The following is a 15,192-nucleotide window of genomic DNA, read 5'->3' on the forward strand; positions in this document are numbered from 1 at the left end:
GCCATTACACCTCGAGGAGTTCGGCCTCTTTGCGCTTGAGCGCGTCGTCGATGAGGTCGACGTGCTGGCGGGTCAGAGCGTCGAGCTCCTTCTCGCCGCGGGCGATCTCGTCTTCGCCCAGCTCGCTCTTCAGCGCGTCCAGTTCGTCTTTCGACTTGCGACGGATGCCACGGACGTGCACCTTCGCGTCCTCCGCCTTGGTCTTGACGAGCTTCACGTACTCCTTGCGGCGATCAGCCGTGAGCTCAGGCATCGTCACGCGCACCAGGTTGCCATCGTTCGTCGGATTCGCACCGAGGTTCGGCATGTCGCGGATGGCCTGCTCGATCGCCTTCAACGCCGACTTGTCGTACGGCGTGATGATGAGCGTGCGGGCTTCCTGGTTCGCCATCGAGGCGAGCTGTCCGATCGGCGTCGGCGTGCCGTAGTAGTCGACGAGCACCTTCTGGAAGAGCTGCGGGTTCGCACGACCGGTGCGCACCGTGGAGAAGTCCTCCTTGGCAGCTTCGACCGCCCGGTTCATACGAGTGGTGGTTTCAGCGAGGACGTCCGCGATCACGGTGGCTCCTATCGTCGGGGTGTTCTGCAAATTCTATCGGGCGAAGTCTTCTCCGCCGCGTCACACGCTCAGGCGGTGACGAGTGTGCCGATCGGCTCGCCGAGGAGCGCACGGGTGACGTTGCCCGCCGGCTCCATGCCGAAGACGCGCATGTCCATGCTGTTGTCCATGCACAGGCTGAAGGCGGTCGAGTCGACGACCTTGAGGCCGCGCTGCAGCGCATCGCGGTAGGTGACCCGCTCGATGCGCTCCGCGTCGGCGTGCTTGTTCGGGTCGGCGGTGTAGATCGCGTCCACGCCGTTCTTGGCGACGAGCACCTCATCCGCACCGATCTCGAGTGCGCGCTGCGCGGCGACCGTGTCGGTCGAGAAATACGGGAGACCGGCGCCGGCGCCGAAGATCACGACGCGGCCCTTCTCGAGGTGCCGCTCGGCCCGGCGCGGAATGTACGGCTCGGCGACCTGGGTCATCGAGATGGCGGACTGCACGCGGGTCGCGGCTCCGGCCTGCTCGAGGAAGTCCTGCAGGGCGAGGGCGTTCATGACGGTGCCCAGCATGCCCATGTAGTCGGCGCGACCGCGGTCCATGCCGCGCTGGCTGAGCTCGGCGCCACGGAAGAAGTTGCCGCCGCCGACGACGATCGCGACCTCGACGCGATCGACCGCTGCTGCGATGTCACGCGCGATCTGAGAGACCACATCGGGGCTGACCCCCAGCTGACCTGCTCCGAAAGCCTCTCCGGAGAGCTTGAGAAGGACGCGGCGGCGTCCGGTGCGTTCAGTCATATCAGGGGGTGTCCTCTCGTCCCGATTCAAGATAGTGCCTTGTGGGCATGAAGAAGGGGTTCGGATCTCGACGATCCGAACCCCTTCGACTCTGCTACGCGCCGACCTTGAAGCGCGCGAAGTCCGTCACGGTGATACCGGCGTCCTTCGCCACCTGGGCGACAGAGAGCTTGTTGTCCTTCGCGTAGTCCTGCTCGAGCAGGGCGACCTGCTTGATGAACGCAGACACGCGACCTTCGACGATCTTCGGGAGAGCCGCTTCCGGCTTGCCCTCGTTGCGGGAGATCTCGGTGACGATCTCGCGCTCCTTCTCGACAGCCTCGGTCGGCACGTCCTCACGGGACAGGTACGACGGGTTGGCGAACGAGATGTGCTGCGCGATGCTGCGAGCGGTCTCGGCGTCGTCACCCGTGTAGGCGACGACGACACCGATCTGCGGCGGCAGGTCCTTGCTCGTGCGGTGCAGGTAGACCTCGACCTTGTCGCCGGTCACCGTGCGAACACGACGCAGTTCGACCTTCTCGCCGATGATGGCTGCCTCTTCCGAGATCAGCTGCTCGACGGTCTGGCTGCCTGCCTCGGCGGCGAGGCCTGCCTCGACGGAGTCCGCCTTGATGGCGGACACGGCGTCGGCGACCTTCTCGGCCAGCGTGATGAAGCGGTCGTTCTTCGCGACGAAGTCCGTCTCGCAGGCGAGCTCGATCAGCGTCACTGCGCCGTCCTGCTCACGAGCGACGATCAGTCCTTCGCTGGTCGAACGGTCGGCACGCTTCGCGTTGCCCTTGGCACCCTTGAGACGCAGGATCTCGGTTGCCTTCTGGACGTCGCCGTCAGCCTCCTCGAGCGCCTTCTTGGTGTCGACCATTCCGGTTCCGAGCTGCTCACGCAGCGCCTTGAGGTCGGCGATGGTGAAGTTGGCCATGTGTGGTGGCTCCTTGCTTGGTTGAAAAGTGTGTACGAGGTGATTACTTGGCGTCTGCGGCTTCGGCGGCGGCGACCTCAGCGGTCTCCTCACCGGAAGCAGCGGCGACGGCCTCGTCGTGAGCCTCGGCACCGGCCGCGTCAGCAGCGGTCTCGTCGGCGGCGGGCGTCTCGACGACAGCAGCCTCGTCGGCAGCGGCCGGCTCGACGGCGGCCGCGTCAGCGGACTCCTGGACCGGGGTCTCGAGAAGTTCCTTCTCCCACTCGGCCAGCGGCTCTGCGTCGCCCGACTCCGGGTTGTGCTTCTGCTGCAGGCCCTCGGCAGCGGCGTCGGCGATGATGCGCGTCAGCAGCGAGACGGAGCGGATCGCGTCATCGTTGCCGGGGATCGGGTACTGGAAGTCATCCGGGTCGGCGTTCGTGTCGAGGATGCCGATCACGGGGATACCGAGCTTCTTGGCCTCATCGATCGCGAGGTGCTCACGCTTGGCGTCGACGACCCAGATGGCCGAAGGCGTCTTGGTGAGGTTGCGGATACCACCGAGCGACTTGTGCAGCTTGTCGAGCTCGCGCTTCTTGAGCAGGAGCTCCTTCTTCGTGAAGCCGCTGTTCGCGGGGACCTCGTAGTCGAGCTCCTCGAGCTCCTTCATGCGTGCAAGACGCTTGGAGATCGTCTGGAAGTTGGTGAGGAGTCCACCGAGCCAGCGCTGGTTCACGAACGGCTGGCCGACGCGGGTCGCCTGCTCGGCGAGAATCTCCTGCGCCTGCTTCTTGGTGCCGACGAAGAGGATCGTGCCACCGTGGGCGACGGTCTCCTTGACGAAGTCGTAGGCCTTGTCGATGTAGCCGAGCGACTGCTGCAGGTCGATGATGTGGATGCCGCTGCGCTCGGTGAGGATGAAGCGCTTCACCTTCGGGTTCCACCGGCGAGTCTGGTGTCCGAAGTGCACGCCGCTGTCGAGCAGCTGGCGGATGGTGACCACAGCCATGGTCGTCTCCTTGTTCTGGCGCGTCGTGCGCCGTTGAGGTTGTTCAAGCCGATCAGAGGATCGGACTTCCTGGTGCCCGGCGCACACCCGCCTTCTCACGAAGGACCTGAGGGAGTGGATGCCACGACCGAAGTCGCTCTGGGCACGCGTAGTCACCCCGATTTCGAGGTGCTCCCCCAGCATACAGGATGCGGCGGCCCTCGCTGCCTGGGTGCGGCGTGCACCCTGCCTGCACATGGAGCCGGTCTCAGTGGCTCTCCCCCACTCCCGTCAGCGAGTTCGCGCGGGGAACCCGATGGCCGATTCGACCGTCAGGATGCCGGAATGAAGAATCATCTGCGCGCTCTCGGCATTCTCGGCGGGCTCCTTCTGACAGGGCTCGCCCCACTTCCGGCCGCCGACGCCGCTCCGGCTCCGACGCACGTACTCTCGGCCACCGATGCGCCCGCATCTGCTGCTGCTCCTGCTGACACCGAAACCGACACCGAAACCGAGCAGTGGACATGGCCCGGGCCGGGCGCACGTGTGATCCTCGAACCGTTCCGCGCACCCGCCCACGCCTATGGTGCCGGCCATCGAGGCATCGACATCGAGGCGCCGATCGGCTCTCCGGTGGTCGCGCCGGCGCCGGGCACCGTCATGTTCCGCGGCGTCGTCGTCGATCGCGCGCTGCTCACGATCGAGCACGACGGCGGCCTGGTCACGACATTCGAACCTGTCGACTCACCGCTGAGGCCCGGGGATTCAGTCGCTGCGGGCGATGCGATCGGCATCGTCACGACCGGAGGTCACAGCGAGCCGGGCGCGATGCACCTCGGCGTCCGGCTGGAGGGGGTGTACATCAATCCCCTGCTGCTCTTCGGAGATGTCCCCCGTGCGGTTCTGCTGCCGTGCTGCACGTGAGCGAGGTCACGGTGTCACGCGCGCGGGTGCGCCAGGCGGTAGGTGGTGGTGAGTCGCTCCGCCGACACGTGGGTGTAGATCTGGGTCGTGCCGAGGCTCGCGTGCCCCAGGATCTCCTGCACCGCCCGAAGATCCGCTCCGCCGTCGAGGAGATGGGTGGCCGCGGTGTGCCGCAGCGCGTGCGGGCCGACGGTGTCCTCGCCGACCAGGGGTGAGAGCACGCGCGCCACGAGATCGTAGACGGCACGAGGCCCGATCCGCGCGCCGCGCGAGCCGAGGAACAGCCCAGGTGTCGCCGATGCTGCGCGAGCGATGAGCGCAGTTCGACCACGGGTGAGGTACGCGGACACGGCGTCACGGGCAGGCGCACCGAACGGGACGACCCGTTCCTTCGCTCCCTTGCCGAGCACTCGCGCGGTACCGCGGTCGAGGTCGAGATCATCGACATCGAGTCCGCACAGTTCTGAGACTCGGATGCCGGAGCCGTACAGCAGCTCGAGGATCGCATGGTCGCGGAGCGCGACGGGATCTCCGGACACGGCGGCATCGCGGTGCGCGTCGAGCAATCCCGCCATCGCGTCGCGCGACGCGACCGTCGGCAGGGATCGGCCACGCTTCGGAGCGATCAGTCGGAGACTCGGGTCGTGGTCGATGAGCTCGTTCTCGTGTGCCCAGCTGAAGAACGAGCGAGCCGCCGCGGCCCGCCTGGCGAGCGTCGATCGTGCATCACCGCGCTGCGTCGCCTTCCAGAGCCAGTCCCGCAGCGTCTCGAGGTCGACTGCGCCGAGATCGATGTCACCGGCTGCGGTGTGGAGGTCCTGCAGGTCTGAGCGGTACGCCCGAGCGGTCGCCGGGGACAGTCGACGCACCTGCTCCAGGTGCTCGATGAATGCCTGTGCGGCTTCCCCGAGGTCCATTTCTCCAGCATGCCGTCGACCGTCCGTCTTGAGACGATGCCTCGCCGCCGTGGACGAGCCCCGCGCCGGGATCGACGCGGGGCTCTCGACAGGCGGCGCCCGTGCCCACCCGCCTCAGCCCTTCGAGCGCCCCCTGCCGACGCGCCGCCATCCCTCACCCGCTCGCTCGACGATGCCCTCCAGTTCGAGGAGACCGAGCATCGACCTGATGGTGTCGGCAGCAAGACCGGATCGCCGAGAGAGTTCGGCTGATGTCACGGCGACGCGAGCACCCAACGCGTCGAGGAGTCTGGTCCGTCGAGGGTCGTCGCTCGCCTCGGTCGGACCGTTGCCTTTTCCCAGCCCACACAGCTCGCGGACGTCGGCGGAAGAGGTCACGCACACGGCGTCGTACTCGCGGAGCAACCGGTGACAGCCCGCCGAAGCGGCCGAGGTCACCGGCCCCGGCACCGCACCGAGCGGACGACCGAGCGCCGAGGCATGTCCTGCGGTGTTGAGCGATCCGCTGCGCCACCCGGCCTCGACCACGACTGTGGCGTCTCCGAGAGCAGCGATCAGCCGATTGCGTGACAGGAACCGCCACTTCGTGGGTGCCGCGCCACAGGGCAGCTCACTCACGACCGCCCCCTGCTCGGCGATGCGGCGGAACATTGAAGCGTGCCCTGCGGGATACGCCCGATCCACCCCACCCGCGAGGAAGGCCACCGTCGAACCGTCGACGCCCAGAGCCGCACGATGGGCCGCACCGTCGATGCCGTACGCGCCTCCTGACACGATCACCGTGCCGGAATCCGCCAGGTCGCCGCTGATCTCGGCGGCGATCAGCTCGCCGTAGCTGCTCGATGCGCGCGCGCCGACGACCGAGAGGTGCGGCCCGGGCGCGAGGAGTCGTATGTCGCCGCGCACCCAGAGGGCGCTCGGCGCATTCGCGCCGAGATCGTCGAGCGACGTCGGCCAGCTCGCGTCGCCCGGCAGCAGCAGCGACGCCCCCACGTCTCGCGCACCCTCGAGCGCATCGCGGACGGTCTGGGTCGATGCACGAGGACGCCACCGCTCTCTGGCCTCCTTGAGGGCCCGTTCTGCGCGCGGGAACGACTCTCCGCCGACCGATCCGCCGTGCCAGCGGTCATCGAGCGCGAAACGCAGCGCCTCCACCGCTCCGAATTGGCTGATGACCGATCCGGCGACGCCGTCACCCGGTTCAGCGATCACACTCCACGCAGCCCTGGCGATCGCGTCGTCCAGCTCAGAGCCGTCGGCGCGGACGCTCGATGCAGCGGCGATGACACCCGAATCGTGCAGCAGTTCGTCGATCACGGTGTCCACCCCCGGCGCAGGTGCAAGGCACGACCGACCTCGTCGAGTCCTGGACGCTCGCGCTCTGCGAGATCAGCCATCGTCCACGCCAAGCGAAGGACTCTGTCATACCCGCGGAGCGTGAGGAGCCCCCGTTCGAGCGCGCGATCCAGGGGCGCGCGGTCAGCGATGCTGAGCCGGAGCGATCCCTGACGCATCCATGTGCCGGGTATCTCCGCGTTCCGGCGCCACGGCGTCCCTTTCCAGCGTTCGGCGGCCCTCCCGCGCGCTGCCAGCACCCGAGTCGCCGCATCAGCGCTCGAAGTGCGAGCCGAGTTCCCGGCGGTGGCCGTCCGTGCGGCCACCCGTGCGACCTGGAGGTCGATGTCCACCCGGTCACGCAATGGCCCGGACAAGCGGGTCGCGTAGCGACGGATCGCCATCGGCGGGCACATGCACTCGGCACCCCGTACGCCATGATTCCCGCACGGACACGGGTTCATCGCGAGCACGAGCTGGAATCGCGCGGGGAACCGGGCGGTGAAACCGGCACGGTTGATCTCGATCGCACCGGACTCCAACGGTTGCCGCAGCGCATCGAGCGCGACGCGCGAGAACTCCGCAGCTTCGTCGAGGAACAATACGCCCCGGTGTGCCCGGGCGATCGCACCGGGACGTGCCGTCCGCGATCCACCACCGACGAGCGCCGCGACCGATGCACTGTGATGCGGCGCCTCCAGCGGCGGACCGGTGTCCAGGCGCACAGGGGCTCCCCCACTCAATGATCGGATCGAGGCGACCTCGAGCGCTTCATCCTCCGACAGTCGAGGAAGGATCCCGGGAAGTCGGCGCGCGAGCATCGTCTTCCCCGCCCCGGGCGGACCGCTCAGCAGCAGGTGGTGGCCACCCGCCGCAGCCGTGATGAGCGCCTCGACTGCTTCATCCTGACCGACCACATCCTCGAGATCGAGCAGCTCCTCACCCGCGTGCTCGACCGCAGTGGCTCCCACCGGCTCGACGTCCGGCACCTCCACGTCAGCGCCGTGCCACACCGCGACCTCAGCCAACGAACCGGCCGCCTTCACCTCGACACCCGGCACCAGCCGCGCTTCCGCCTCGTTCGCCTTGGGGACGACGACACGTTGGAATCCGGCACGCGCGGCCGCGAAGACCGCGGGCAGCACACCCGGTACGGGACGCACCCTGCCATCGAGCCCGAGCTCTCCGATATGCACGGTCTGGGCGATCGATCGCGGACTGATCGAACCGCCGGCGGCCAAGGTCGACACCGCGATACTGAGGTCGAAGCCCGAGCCGTGCTTCGGCAGGCTCGCCGGGGACAGGTTCACCGTCAGACGTCGACGTGGCAGATCCAGCCCGGCGTTCTTGCAGGCGTTGTGCACGCGCTGCACGGCCTCGCCGAGCGACTTGTCCGGCAGGCCGATGATCCGGAACTCGGGAGTCTGATTCGAGAGGTCCGCCTCGACTTCGACGAGGTGTCCGTCGACGCCGGTCAGGGCCACCGCCCAGGTGCGGGCCGTGGTCACGCGATGTCCTCGAGGTGCTCGATCTCGGCCGACGCGGGGTTCGATCCGGTGATGCCGATCGCCTCGAGGCGCACCGTGCGTCCGCCGACCTGCTCGCGATGCGCGTCGCACCAGGCATGGGCGAGCTGCCACAGCCGTCGGCGCTTCCGCTGGTCGATCGCTTCGAACGGGTGCCCGAACGCAGACGACCGACGAGTCTTGACCTCCACGATCGAGAGGAGCTCACCGCGGATCGCGACGATGTCGATCTCGCCCTGCGCGCAGCGCCAGTTGCGATCGATCACGGTGTAGCCATGTGCTGTCAGGTACCGTGCTGCACGTTCTTCGCCCGCACGACCGAGGATGTCTTTCGCTGCCATATCGACAGCTTCGCCACAGTCGCCCTCACGAGACGGCGGCGGTCATCGAAACGACCGACGTGCGCTCAGAACCCGAAAAGACACGCGCCTGTGCAGAACGAGATCCGGTCAGACCGCAGCCGGGAGAGAATCACTCTCCGTCGAGCGAGAGCTCCTGCGGGATCTCGAACTCGCGGCGCTGCAGCTCCTCGACGTTCACGTCCTTGAACGTCAGCACCCGCACGGCCTTCACGAAGCGATCGGCGCGGTAGATGTCCCACACCCAGACGTCGCTCATCGAGATCTCGAAGTAGAAGTCATGCTCCGTGTCGCGGCGGACAACGTTGACCTCGTTCGCGAGGTAGAAGCGGCGTTCGGTCTCGACGACGTACTGGAACTGCGACACGACATCCCGGTACTCCCGGAACAGCGCCAGCTCGAGTTCGCGGTCGTAGTCGTCGAAGGCTTCCTCATCCATGATGTCTCCATCCTAGAGTCGCGACGACCCAGTGCAGCACTCAGAAGAGCGTAGGCGCCGATGCGATGACCCAGGAAGCACGGTGGAACGGAGAGAGACCGCGCTCGCGGATCGCGTCCTGATGCTGCGAACTGGCATAGCCCTTGTTCCGATCCCACTGGTACGCGGGGTGATCGAGGTGCAGCTCGGCCATGTGCGTGTCGCGTGCGACCTTGGCGATCACAGATGCCGCCGACACCGAGGCGCAGTCACGGTCTGCCTTGATCACCGGGCGAACGCGAAGCGGATCGGGATGCACGGCGGAGACATAGTCGTGGTTGCCATCGAGCAGCACCAGCGCTCCCTCCGTCGACACGCCCTGCGCGGCGACGGCGAGCACGGCGCGCGATGCCGCCAGACCCAGCGCGCGCATGATCCCGACGGCATCGACCTCGGCTGCGGTCGCCCAACCGACAGCCGATGCCTGCACCCACGCGGCGGCGCGCGCCGCGACGTCCGGTCGGCGCTTCTCCGTCACGAGCTTCGAGTCGCGCAGGCCTTCCGGCACACGACGCCGAGCCCCCGCGGCATCCATCACGGCAGCGCCGACCGCGACCGGCCCTGCCAGCGCTCCGCGACCGACCTCGTCGAGCGAGATGATCAGCTCGCACTCCCCCAGCAGCCGGCGCTCCAGGGTGAGCTTCGGTGCGACGACGGTCATTCGGGGTCCGGGACGCCGTTGAACGTCTGGTGGTGACCGTCGATGGTCCCCATCCGGTCGAACGGCCAGGTCGTGAGGAACGCCTTGCCGACGATGTTGCCCAGCGGCACGAATCCACCGCTCGGGAGATCCTGATGCGCGCGCGCGTCGCGGGAACGGTCGCGGTTGTCGCCGAGCAGCCAGACCGACCCCTCCGGGACGACGACGTCGAAGGGTTCGTTCGATGCCTGGGTGTCGCCGTCCGGCAGGTTCAGATAGCTGAGTTCGTCGATCGGGGCTCCATTGATGGTGATCTGCCCGAGCGCGTTGCAGCAGATCACGTGATCGCCAGGCAGTCCGATGACCCGCTTCACGAGGTGGTCCTGGGAATCGGATGCCGAGATGCCGACGAAGTTCAGCACCCAGTCGAGTGCTTCCACCAGCGGCGGACCCGCCGGGGTCTGCGGCATCGCATCCAGCCATCCGCCGGGATCCTTGAACACGACGACGTCACCCCGCTCGTAGCCGGTCCACCGCGGGGTGAGCTCATCGACCAGGATGCGGTCGTTGACGAGCAGCGTGCGCTCCATCGAAGCGGAGGGGATGTAGAACGAGCGGACGACGAAGGTCTTCACGACGAAGGAGACGACCGCAGCGATCAGCACGATCACCAGCACATCGCGGAGGAAGACGAGCAATCCGCGGCGGCGCCTGCGCGTGGTGGCCGCCGGAGTGTCAGTCGTCATCAGGTTCCTTCGAGAATCATGCACCGCGTGCCGGCGGCAGTACCAAGGTTCGCACACCCAGGGGGAAACACAGCACCCCGGGACATCGTGTCCCGGGGTGCTGTGGAAAAGCTGCGACTCAGCGGTCGCGCTTCTCCTTGATCTTCGCCTTCTTGCCACGGAGCTGGCGGAGGTAGTAGAGCTTCGCGCGACGCACGTCACCGCGGGTGACGACCTCGATGTGGTCGATCACCGGGGAGTGCACCGGGAAGGTACGCTCGACGCCGACCTGGAAGCTGATCTTGCGGACCGTGAAGGTCTCGCGCACGCTGTCGCCCTGGCGGCCGATGACGATGCCCTGGAAGACCTGGATACGAGAGCGGGTGCCCTCGGTGATGTTGACGTGCACCTTGACGGTGTCGCCGGGGAAGAAGTCGGGGATGTCCGACCGGAGGGAAGCCGCGTCAACGGCGTCGAGGATCTGCATGATCGTCTCTCTCTGCACTCGCCACAGGTCGCATGCATGATGATGGAAGGAACAAGAAAGTGTGTGTGCCGTACGGCGCTGATGCGTCCGCGGGCTCCCCTGTGGCAGAGCCGGTCACGGCACAAAGATCTATTCTGCCACGGATGGGACCGCCGGACAAAACGCCGTGGCTCAGTCCCTGGTATCGGCCTCTCGCACGACGATGATCTCGTGTGCTCGGGTCGGCGGCGCCTGTTCCTCGGCCGTGGGGATCGTCTGCCAGGTGATGGTCTCGCGCAGACGCGCACCGCTTCCCTTCGCCTCGTTCCACAGCTGCCACAGCTGCAGCCAGAACAGAGCGAGCCCCGCGACGATGGCGGCGGTCAAGAGCCATCCGAAAGCGCCGTCGATGAAGCATCCGACGGCGATCGTGAGACCATGCCAGACCGTGAAGCCGGCGACATCCCACCACGAGACCGCGCGTTCGGCACGCACGGACGGTCGTGAACGGGTGAGCAGCGTGAGCAGGAGCTGTCCGACGAGTACCGAGGGGATCGCGATGAACAGCACCCAGAGGATCGCCCAACCGCCTTGGAACACGCCCCAGCCGACCAGGAGCCAGAGCGGCAGCAGGAACGCCGCCGGGAGAAGCCAGCGGAAGAACGCCTGTCGCAGCCACATGGTGAAATCGTACGACGCGGGGCTGTGGAGCGCCCCGGTGTTCGCTGTGAGCGCTCGGCGGCCGAGGCCCCGCACATCGGGGAGAATGGTCACGACGAGAGGACACCCGATGATCGAATTGCGCACCCCCGCCGAGATCGAAGAGATGCGCGCGGCCGGACGCTTCGTTGCCGAGACCCTGGCGACGCTTCGCGCCGAGACGAAGGTGGGCACGAACCTGCTGTCGATCGATCGTCACGCGCACGACCTGATCCGCAAGGCCGGCGCCGAGTCCTGCTACATCGACTACCACCCCTCCTTCGGAGCCAGTCCGTTCGGCAAGGTCATCTGCACCTCGGTCAACGATGCAGTGCTGCACGGACTCCCCCACGACTACACGCTGCGCGACGGGGACCTCGTCTCACTGGACTTCGCGGTCTCCGTCGACGGGTGGGTCGCCGACTCCGCCGTCTCGTTCGTCGTCGGCACTCCCCGTGACGAGGATCTGCGCATCATCGACACCACAGAGCGCGCGCTCGACGCCGCGATCGCCGCGGCCGTGGTCGGGAACAGGATCGGCGACATCTCCGCCGCGATCGCCGAGATCGCGCACGCAGAGGGCTACTCCATCAACACCGATTTCGGCGGCCACGGCGTCGGGCGCACCATGCACGGGGACCCGCACGTCGCGAACGACGGCCGCGCGGGCCGCGGCTTCCCGTTGCGGGACGGCCTCGTCCTCGCGCTCGAGCCGTGGTTCCTCGCGACGACCGACGAGCTCATCACCGATCCGGACGGTTGGACCCTCCGCAGCGTCGACGGCTCCCGTGGCGCGCACTCCGAGCACACGGTCGCCATCACGGCCGATGGACCGATCGTCCTGACGGATCGGTCGTTCCTCGGCGTGGACTGAGCCGCGGCCCTCCGGGGTCCGGTGCCTCGACGGCTTCAGAGGCGTCGATACACGAAGACGTCAGTGACCTGCGGCACATCGAATTCGGCGCGCCCCCGGGTCTCGTCGGACGCATCGAGCACGGTCTCCACGGCCTGGAGCATCTCAGCCCGACGCTCCTCGTCCGCGACGAGGAAGCTGCTGACCGTGCCCCAACGGCGGACGTACGTCATCCTGGCGATCCGCTCCCGCCACCGCACCGTCTCCTGACCCACGAATTCGAAGCCAGGAAGCTCATCGGCCGCACTCGATGTGGTGGCGTCCGCATCGCCGACGGCAGGGTGCGCGATGCGATGACACGCCCGGTCCCACGCGCACGACGGATCCGAGTGGTTCCAGAGCAAGCCGAGTGCGCCGCCAGGGGCGAGGACCCGTGCGATCTCGCGGCACGCGGGATCACGATCGAACCAGTGGAACGCCTGCGCGACGGTCACGGCGTCGATCGAGCCGTCCGCCACCGGGATGCGTTCCGCTGATCCGAGCATCGCCTCCGCCGTCGGCAGCTTCCGACGGAGCACATCGAGCATCGCCTCCGACGGTTCGACCGCCACGACGCGTGCAGCCCGTTCGGTCAGCAACTCCGTGAACTTTCCTGTCCCTGCCCCGAGGTCGAGCACTGCGTCGACCGCTGTCGGCAGAATGATCTCCGCGGCACGATCGGGGAAGCCCGGGCGATAGCGGTCGTAGTCCGCGCCGATCGACTCGAAGGAGCGTGCGAGCGCGTCATCCACCATGCCTCGACCGTACCAGCGCACGAAACCGGGCTCGAGGACCTCGGTTGTGCCATCCTGAGCACATGATTCCGCAGGATCGTCACGTACCGGAACGCGTGTTCCTGGTGCGTCATGGACAGACGGTCTGGAATCTCGAGCACCGGTTGCAAGGACAGCTGGACTCAGCGTTGACCGCGGACGGCATCGCGCAGGCGACTTCGATGGCCGATCGCCTCGCAGGACTCGGCATCCGCACCGTGTGTTCGAGCCCGCTGGGCAGGGCGCTGCGGACCGCGGTGATCATCGCCGAACGGCTCGGCGCTGACCTCGTCGAGGTGCCGGAACTGGCTGAGGTGCATCATGGCGAGCTCGCCGGAATGACCTGGGACGAGATCGATGCGGCGTACCCGGGCATCCGCGAGGAACGGGCATCGAACCGCTATGGCTGGGCGTTTCCGGGCGGCGAGAGCTATGCGCAGGCGCGAGCGCGCGCACGGAAAGCGCTCTCGAGCTGCGGATGGGCATCAGCGGGCCTGCCGTTGCTCGTCAGTCACGAGATGATCGGTCGGATGCTGCGCGCGGAACTCCGCGGACTGGATGCTCCTGGTGCGCTGGCGCTCCGGCATCCGCACCAGGTGGTCTTCGAGATCGACCACGGCATCGAGACGATGCGTTGAGGCGACGCCGGTCGTCCATCGGTCTTGCTGCTAGACCGACTCGTTCTCCGGCGGGAGGAGGTCGGGGCGACGGCGACGCGTGCGCTCGATCTGCTGCTCGTGCCGCCAGGCGGCGATCACGGCGTGGTTGCCGCTGAGCAGAACATCCGGCACCGCATGATCGCGCCAGACCGAGGGCTTGGTGTACGACGGGTACTCCAGCAGGCCGTCCTCGTGCGATTCCTCGACGAGGCTCTCCGGGTTGCCGACGACCCCGGGGATCAGACGACCGATGGCCTCGATCATCGCCATCGTGGCCACCTCACCACCGTTGAGCACGTAGTCGCCGAGGCTGATGAGTCGAACCTCGCCGAGCGTCGACGCATAGTCGAACACGCGCTCGTCGATGCCCTCGTACCGCCCGCAGCCGAACACGAGATGCTCACGCGTGGACAGGTCACGAGCCGTCGCCTGCGTGAAGACCTCACCGGCAGGAGACGGGAAGATGATCGTCGGGCGGGAGTCCGCGCTGATCTCATCGAGTGCGAGGCCCCACGGCTCGGGCTTCATGACCATACCGGCGCCGCCACCATAGGGCGTGTCGTCGACGGTGCGATGACGGTCCGTCGTCCACTCGCGGAGGTCGCGCACACGCAGATCGATGAGACCCGTGTGCTGCGCCTTGCCCAGCAGGGAGAGCGTCAGACCGTCGAAGTACGACGGGAAGATGGAGAGGACATCGATACGCACGAGGGAACCGTACCGGCGGTCACTCGGATGCAGCAGCAGCGTCGGAGGGTGCCGCATCCTCGTCGTCCGTCGCGTCCGGGAGCTCCTCGAAGAGTCCGGGCGGCGGGGTCACGATGACCTGCCCGAGGGCGACGTCGACCTTGGGGACGATAGCCTCCACGAACGGGACCATGACTTCGCGATCGCCGGACTTCACGATCAGCAGATCCTGGGCCGGGAAGTGATCCACGCGGACCACTCGACCGACGACGGTGCCGTCACGGACCACATCGAGGCCGACCAGCTGGTGGTCGAACCAGGCGTTGTCCTCGACTTCGTCATCGTCCTGATCGATCCAGAGGATCGCCCGGACAAGGCTCTCGGCGGCTTCGCGATCGTCGACATCGTCGAAGAAGACGACGGGATTGCCGTTCATCACCCGGTATTCACGTACGGTGACGTCCTTGCCATGCCACGGAGATGCCTCAGGCACCTGCAACGTGAACTCGGCCCCGGGGTGGAATCGCCGCTCCGGGTTGTCGGTGTAGAGCTCCAGCTTGAGCGCGCCCTTCAGGCCGTGAGCCTTGACGAGGCGTCCGACACGCAGCTGGTTCTTGCCGTTGGTGCTGTCCTGCTGCACCACGGTCAGTCGTCCGCGACGTCGACGCGGACGCGACGCCCATCGGCGAGGGCCGTGACGAGCGTCCGCAGCGCTTTCGCGGTGCGGCCGCCGCGCCCGATCACACGTCCACGATCATCGGGGTGCACACGCACCTCGAGGAGGTCGCCTCGCGGCGATGTGGATTCGTTGATGCTGACATCTTCAGGGTGATCGACGATCCCCTTGACGATGTGTTCGAGCGCGGCGGCGAGCACGAC

Annotated in this window: 20 protein-coding genes; 3 read left to right on the forward strand and 17 right to left on the reverse strand. The window is 67.3% G+C overall.

What is annotated here, in order from left to right:
• Window positions 1–4: 4 nt before the first annotated feature.
• From frr to rpsB, 4 genes are all read right to left on the reverse strand, one after another.
• Complete coding sequence (gene frr / locus RS83_RS15490) at window positions 5–559, reverse strand: ribosome recycling factor (RefSeq protein WP_045280371.1); 555 nt, start codon at window positions 557–559, stop codon at window positions 5–7.
• A gap of 68 nt (window positions 560–627) precedes the next feature.
• Complete coding sequence (pyrH, locus tag RS83_RS15495; RefSeq protein WP_017830711.1) at window positions 628–1,344, reverse strand: UMP kinase; 717 nt, start codon at window positions 1,342–1,344, stop codon at window positions 628–630.
• A gap of 94 nt (window positions 1,345–1,438) precedes the next feature.
• Window positions 1,439–2,266 carry a translation elongation factor Ts gene (tsf, locus tag RS83_RS15500; protein ID WP_045280372.1) on the reverse strand — a complete coding sequence of 276 codons (828 nt, stop codon included), beginning with the start codon at window positions 2,264–2,266 and terminating at the stop codon, window positions 1,439–1,441.
• A gap of 43 nt (window positions 2,267–2,309) precedes the next feature.
• Window positions 2,310–3,254 carry a 30S ribosomal protein S2 gene (rpsB, locus tag RS83_RS15505; RefSeq protein ID WP_045280373.1) on the reverse strand — a complete coding sequence of 315 codons (945 nt, stop codon included), beginning with the start codon at window positions 3,252–3,254 and terminating at the stop codon, window positions 2,310–2,312.
• Between the two features lie 324 nt (window positions 3,255–3,578).
• On the opposite strand from rpsB, the gene RS83_RS15510 reads away from it, so the two are divergent.
• Entirely contained in the window at window positions 3,579–4,157 is a 579-nt protein-coding gene (locus RS83_RS15510; RefSeq protein WP_052679144.1) for a murein hydrolase activator EnvC family protein, read from the forward strand.
• A gap of 14 nt (window positions 4,158–4,171) precedes the next feature.
• Here the strand turns inward: RS83_RS15510 and RS83_RS15515 are convergent, their stop codons facing one another.
• From RS83_RS15515 to RS83_RS15555, 9 genes are all read right to left on the reverse strand, one after another.
• Entirely contained in the window at window positions 4,172–5,074 is a 903-nt protein-coding gene (locus RS83_RS15515; protein ID WP_045280374.1) for a tyrosine recombinase XerC, read from the reverse strand.
• A 114-nt stretch (window positions 5,075–5,188) separates the two neighbouring features.
• Window positions 5,189–6,391 (reverse strand): DNA-processing protein DprA, encoded by a 1,203-nt coding sequence (dprA, locus tag RS83_RS15520; RefSeq protein ID WP_082071734.1) that lies wholly within the window; start codon window positions 6,389–6,391, stop codon window positions 5,189–5,191.
• Window positions 6,388–7,917, reverse strand: a complete 1,530-nt coding sequence (locus tag RS83_RS15525; protein WP_045280375.1) for a YifB family Mg chelatase-like AAA ATPase — start codon at window positions 7,915–7,917, stop codon at window positions 6,388–6,390. The genes dprA and RS83_RS15525 overlap by 4 nt, the downstream gene beginning before the upstream one ends.
• On the reverse strand, window positions 7,914–8,276 hold the full coding sequence (locus RS83_RS15530; protein WP_045280376.1) for a YraN family protein: 363 nt from the start codon (window positions 8,274–8,276) through the stop codon (window positions 7,914–7,916). Before RS83_RS15530 ends, RS83_RS15525 begins: the two co-directional genes overlap by 4 nt.
• Before the next feature lie 130 nt (window positions 8,277–8,406).
• Window positions 8,407–8,733 (reverse strand): DUF2469 family protein, encoded by a 327-nt coding sequence (locus tag RS83_RS15535; protein WP_045280377.1) that lies wholly within the window; start codon window positions 8,731–8,733, stop codon window positions 8,407–8,409.
• A 40-nt stretch (window positions 8,734–8,773) separates the two neighbouring features.
• Window positions 8,774–9,433 carry a ribonuclease HII gene (locus RS83_RS15540; protein WP_045280378.1) on the reverse strand — a complete coding sequence of 220 codons (660 nt, stop codon included), beginning with the start codon at window positions 9,431–9,433 and terminating at the stop codon, window positions 8,774–8,776.
• On the reverse strand, window positions 9,430–10,158 hold the full coding sequence (gene lepB, locus RS83_RS15545) for a signal peptidase I (protein WP_045280379.1): 729 nt from the start codon (window positions 10,156–10,158) through the stop codon (window positions 9,430–9,432). The genes RS83_RS15540 and lepB overlap by 4 nt, the downstream gene beginning before the upstream one ends.
• A gap of 118 nt (window positions 10,159–10,276) precedes the next feature.
• Complete coding sequence (gene rplS, locus RS83_RS15550; RefSeq protein WP_045280380.1) at window positions 10,277–10,624, reverse strand: 50S ribosomal protein L19; 348 nt, start codon at window positions 10,622–10,624, stop codon at window positions 10,277–10,279.
• Between the two features lie 171 nt (window positions 10,625–10,795).
• Complete coding sequence (locus RS83_RS15555; protein ID WP_230113536.1) at window positions 10,796–11,377, reverse strand: MFS transporter permease; 582 nt, start codon at window positions 11,375–11,377, stop codon at window positions 10,796–10,798.
• A gap of 16 nt (window positions 11,378–11,393) precedes the next feature.
• Here RS83_RS15555 and map point away from each other — a divergent pair, with 16 nt between their 5' ends.
• Window positions 11,394–12,176 carry a type I methionyl aminopeptidase gene (gene map, locus RS83_RS15560; protein WP_045280382.1) on the forward strand — a complete coding sequence of 261 codons (783 nt, stop codon included), beginning with the start codon at window positions 11,394–11,396 and terminating at the stop codon, window positions 12,174–12,176.
• Between the two features lie 35 nt (window positions 12,177–12,211).
• Here the strand turns inward: map and RS83_RS15565 are convergent, their stop codons facing one another.
• Window positions 12,212–12,949, reverse strand: coding sequence for a class I SAM-dependent methyltransferase (locus tag RS83_RS15565; protein WP_052679145.1), 738 nt, complete (start codon window positions 12,947–12,949; stop codon window positions 12,212–12,214).
• A gap of 62 nt (window positions 12,950–13,011) precedes the next feature.
• Between RS83_RS15565 and RS83_RS15570 the strand changes: the two genes are divergently transcribed.
• The gene (locus RS83_RS15570) at window positions 13,012–13,605 is read left to right on the forward strand and encodes a histidine phosphatase family protein (protein WP_045280383.1); all 594 of its coding nucleotides are present in this window, start codon (window positions 13,012–13,014) and stop codon (window positions 13,603–13,605) included.
• 30 nt (window positions 13,606–13,635) lie between these two features.
• Here the strand turns inward: RS83_RS15570 and trmD are convergent, their stop codons facing one another.
• Genes trmD through RS83_RS15585 form a run of 3 tightly spaced genes read right to left on the reverse strand, consistent with a single transcriptional unit; the run spans window position 13,636 to window position 15,189 of the window.
• The gene (gene trmD / locus RS83_RS15575) at window positions 13,636–14,334 is read right to left on the reverse strand and encodes a tRNA (guanosine(37)-N1)-methyltransferase TrmD (RefSeq protein ID WP_045280898.1); all 699 of its coding nucleotides are present in this window, start codon (window positions 14,332–14,334) and stop codon (window positions 13,636–13,638) included.
• Window positions 14,335–14,353: 19 nt separating this feature from the next.
• Entirely contained in the window at window positions 14,354–14,956 is a 603-nt protein-coding gene (gene rimM / locus RS83_RS15580) for a ribosome maturation factor RimM (RefSeq protein ID WP_045280384.1), read from the reverse strand.
• 2 nt (window positions 14,957–14,958) lie between these two features.
• Window positions 14,959–15,189, reverse strand: coding sequence for an RNA-binding protein (locus RS83_RS15585; RefSeq protein ID WP_045280385.1), 231 nt, complete (start codon window positions 15,187–15,189; stop codon window positions 14,959–14,961).
• Window positions 15,190–15,192: the final 3 nt, after the last annotated feature.

The sequence above is a fragment of the Microbacterium oxydans genome, assembly GCF_000956525.1.
Lineage (GTDB): Bacteria > Actinomycetota > Actinomycetes > Actinomycetales > Microbacteriaceae > Microbacterium > Microbacterium oxydans_A.